Source organism: uncultured Porphyromonas sp. (assembly GCF_934359325.1).
GTDB lineage: Bacteria > Bacteroidota > Bacteroidia > Bacteroidales > Porphyromonadaceae > Porphyromonas_A.
The window spans coordinates 1-3912 of sequence record NZ_CAKRLH010000161.1 but is presented as its reverse complement, the minus strand read 5'-3'; the positions used below and the strand labels follow the sequence as shown (position 1 = coordinate 3912).

Genomic DNA, 3912 nt, shown 5'->3' with positions numbered 1-3912 from the left:
CGAGGAAGATCCGGGGCACCTGCAGGCGGAGGCGCACCCGATTGTACCACGACATCAGCCGCGGTCCCAGCAGTCTCTTTAGTCTCTCCTTTGGTGTCACCTTCTCCATGATCCTACTCGCTCCCGCACCACACGGCGGAGATAGCTCCGCTCGCCGGTCGTGAGCCCGATCCAGAGGATCAGCCCCCCGGATACCACAAAGCTACACAGAGTTACCGTAATGAGCCGCCCCCACGACGGCTCCAGTGCTTCCCGCATCATCAGCGTCACGCCCGCCGAGAGGGTGATGATGAGGAGCGGCTTGGCGACCACCTCCCGCACATAGGTGGCTATGCCGAGCGCCGGGATATTCTCCCGCACGAGCAGAAGCCGTAGCGCGAGCGCCACCACGTCGATCCCGATGTGGATGTAGAAGGCAGTCTCCACCGCCATCCCCACCTTATACGCCACATAGGTGAGCGGGAGATTGAGCATGATCAGCGTGCCGACAAGCGCCTGGTACTTGGCGATGCGCCCTGTCGCCTGCATCGCCATGGCAAGGGAACCGGAGGCGCACTCCACCATACAGTCGATGAGTGCAAGAGAGGCAAAGAGCACCGCCCCCCTCGGCGGCGTCACGAGCCAGACCGTCTGGAGGAAGTCCATCTCCAGTATCGCCGGCACGCAGACGAGCGTCAGGAGGTAGAGAGAGAACTTCCCCGTGCGGGTCACCAGCCGAAGCATCTCCTCCGTCTCCCCGACGGCGTACCGCTTGATGATCTGAGGATTGGAGGCGACCTGGAAATTGGTGTAAAAGGTCTGCACCGACGACATCACCTGCATGGCTATGGCGCGGGCGGCATTGGCGGTGGGTCCGAAGAAGAGGTTCATCAGCACATTGGTCCCCTGCCCCTTCATCACCCCGGCGAGGTTGCCAAAGACATTCCACCCCATATAGCCGAGCAGCGTCCGGAAGTAGCCCTTGTCCTCTATTCGCGTCAGCCGCGCCCCGGAGAAGTGCTGCCGCACATAGAGCCTGTAGATCAGTGCGATGACGAGGCTCACCCCGAGGAGCATCCCCCCGTAGGCGACGAGCCGGTCAACCTCGAGGGCGGCGTAGACCAGCACCAGGACGACCCCCAGCTTGAGGAGCGTCTCAAGGATACTGATCCGGGCAAAGACCCCCATTCGCTCATCCGCCACGATGAGGGCATTGAAGGGCACCTGCACGATCGTCACCATGAAGGAGAGCACAGCGAAGTGGTAGACCCAGAGCGCCGCCGCCATACGCTCCGGCGGGATGATCAGGTAGCGGTAGACAAACCAGAGCCCCACCGTCTCCGCCAGCAGCCCGATCACGAGAGCCAGCACCATATGGAGGTACCGGGTGGCGCTGAAGGTGATCCTCAGGTGCGCCTCATCCCGCCGCCCAAGGTCGACGGCGAGGAAGCGCTGCGTCGCCCCGATCATCGCGCCATTGAGGAAGCCGAGCATCGTCACCACGCCGCCGACCACGTTGTAGAGACCATAGTCGGTCACCCCGAGGGCGGCGAGGAGCGCACGGGAGGTATAGAGCCCGATCAGCAGCACGACCAGCTGCCGGACGTAGAGCATCAGCGTATTGCGGGCGATACGACTGTTGCTCCTTCGGCTCTCCTCCTCCGGCAGGATTGGTTTCATACGACAAAGATACCCCCTTTATACTGCTTTAGGATCTCTACCCTCTGACGAGCCATCCGAGAGGGTTTTATCTATGATCGGGTTTAGTGAAATCTTTTACCGGTATCAGTGTTCACTAAACCCGATAAAAGATTTCACTAAACCCGATAAAAGATTTCCTCAGTCGCGGAGGGTCTTGGCGGAGATGTACATGACGATCGCCAGGATGACGAAGAGGACTAAGCTCCCGATGAGGAGGGCGTAGCTCTCCAGCTGCATCAGCACGTAGATGATCAGGTAGAGGAGCGTCATGATGCCCCCGAGGAGGAGTGCCTTCCTCGTCTCCGGGAGGATCATGCGGAAGTAGATGGTATTGAGCCCTACCGTCATCACGGCGGAGATGAGGTAGGCGAGGCCGAAGCCGATCACCTCACTCATGGAGAGGAGCAGGGTGTAGAAGAGTACCAGCGAGAGCCCCGTGAGGACGTAGGAGAGGAGATTGATGCTCCTGCCGCGGCGACGCAGTGTCAGCTCCACAAGGTAGACCGAGAGGAGCGTGAGTGCGATCACGAGGATGCCGTACTTCACGCTCCGCTCCGTCTGGGCGTAGTTGTCTACCGGGCGTAGGAGGCTGACGAAGTGGCTGTTGCGCAGCAGGGTCTGTTGTCCGGACTCGGTCAATAGGTTGTCCTCGGCGAAGGTGCTCCAGCGAGCCTCGAAGCCATCACCCGTGATGCTGTAGTCGTCCGGCAGCTTCTTGCCCCGGAAGGAGGGGTCGGGCCAATTCCCCTTGATCGAGCTCTTGGCCGATACGCCGACGGCGAGGAGACCGAAGTGCTCACTCCCGGCGATGTCCGTCTTGAGACTGAAGGAGAGGTCTCTCAGCGCCCCCTCCTCATCGTCGGAGAGGGGCAGATCGGCAGAGAGCGAGGCACCGGTCACCTCCTTGTCACTCAGGTAGGGGAAGTTCACCTCCATGAGATCTCCATAATTGTCGTCGATGCAGGTGGTGAGCGTGGAGAGGGAGGGGTCGTTCTTCATCTTATACTCCTTCCCATTGACCTTCATCCTGACGATATCCCGATAGCCGGTGGCATCGCTCGTGGAGAGAGCGACCTTCGCCCGGCTGAGGTCGTACGTACCCTTCACCTCGGAGAGGGCGCGACGGATCTCCTCCGCCCGCCAGGTGCCGGATAGGTCTACGTGCGCTGTATAGACGGCGACCTCGTAGATGCTGCGGTGGCGGTTCTCGATGTCGAGCACGGCATCAGCGGAGACCTCCTCGGGGATCAGGTAGAGGGCGCTCTCCTGAGCGTCCTTGACATCGGGCGTGTAGGGGACGACCAGCACCGGGGTGAGGATATTCTGGCTCTCGCCCCAGCGCGAGGTGATCTCCTGTGTGGCCTTGCGCCCCTCGTACTGCCGCGAGGAGACCAACCCCTCCACCATGAGGAGGGGGATCAGGAGCAGTAGGGCGATCAGCCCGAGGATAAGCGTCTTGGCGACAAAGGATGGGGAGTGCTTGGGCTCCCCCTGCGGTGGTATGACTTCCATGATGGTGCTATGGGTGTTAATAGGTGATGCGGAAATAGTCGAGGATCGCCCTGTACCGATCCTGTGCGGTGAGACAGGTGTCGAGGAGATACCCCCGGACCTCTTCCCACCGATCGAGACCCCGATAGTAGTACATCTTGAGCTCCTCGGTGATGATAAAAGGGACGATATGGTGTGCTAAGCACTCCTTAAAGATGATCAACCTGCCTACGCGGCCATTGCCGTCCTGGAAGGGGTGGATCATCTCCATTCTGTAGTGGAAGTCGAGGATCTCCTCGAGGGAGACCTGTCTCTTGCCGGTATACTCCTGCAGTAGCGCCCTCATTGCTGCCGGCACATCCTCAGGGGCTGCGGTCTCCTTTCCCCCCACTTCGTTGGGCAACCGCTTGTACTCGCCGACGGCAAACCACGGTCTGTCCGCATCGGAGGTGCCCGCCTTCAGGAGTGCGTGCAGTCTCTTGATCATCTCCTCCGTCAGTGGCTCCTCCGCATGCTCTATGACGAAGTCGATGCAGCGGAAGTGGTTGGTCGTCTCGATGATGTCATCGACGCTGACCGCCTCATCAGTGACCCCGATGGTATTGGTCTCGTAGATGTAGCGCGTCTGCTCCTTAGAGAGGCGACTTCCCTCGATGTGATTGGAGTTATAGGTAAGGTCTATCTGCGTCCGATGGTAGATGCCCCCTCTCATCTTGCTCTCCATCTGCTCTCGCAGAGCAA

General features: G+C 60.3%; 3 protein-coding genes. All 3 read right to left on the bottom strand.

Going from position 1 to position 3912, the window contains the following annotated elements; translation table 11 throughout:
* Window positions 1–96 precede the first annotated feature (96 nt).
* Window positions 97–1659 carry a lipopolysaccharide biosynthesis protein gene (locus Q0F21_RS06190; RefSeq protein WP_297238353.1) on the bottom strand — a complete coding sequence of 521 codons (1563 nt, stop codon included), beginning with the start codon at window positions 1657–1659 and terminating at the stop codon, window positions 97–99.
* Window positions 1660–1818: 159 nt separating this feature from the next.
* The gene (gene creD / locus Q0F21_RS06185) at window positions 1819–3192 is read right to left on the bottom strand and encodes a cell envelope integrity protein CreD (protein ID WP_297238351.1); all 1374 of its coding nucleotides are present in this window, start codon (window positions 3190–3192) and stop codon (window positions 1819–1821) included.
* 16 nt (window positions 3193–3208) lie between these two features.
* Complete coding sequence (locus Q0F21_RS06180) at window positions 3209–3907, bottom strand: Fic family protein (protein ID WP_297238355.1); 699 nt, start codon at window positions 3905–3907, stop codon at window positions 3209–3211.
* Between the last annotated feature and the right edge of the window lie 5 nt (window positions 3908–3912).

Bases quoted from the DNA above. Each gene is read 5' to 3' on its own strand.
- Q0F21_RS06190 (WP_297238353.1), bottom strand. From the start codon at position 1,659: ATGAAACCAATCCTGCCGGAGGAGGAGAGCCGAAGGAGCAACAGTCGT.
- creD (WP_297238351.1), bottom strand. From the start codon at position 3,192: ATGGAAGTCATACCACCGCAGGGGGAGCCCAAGCACTCCCCATCCTTT.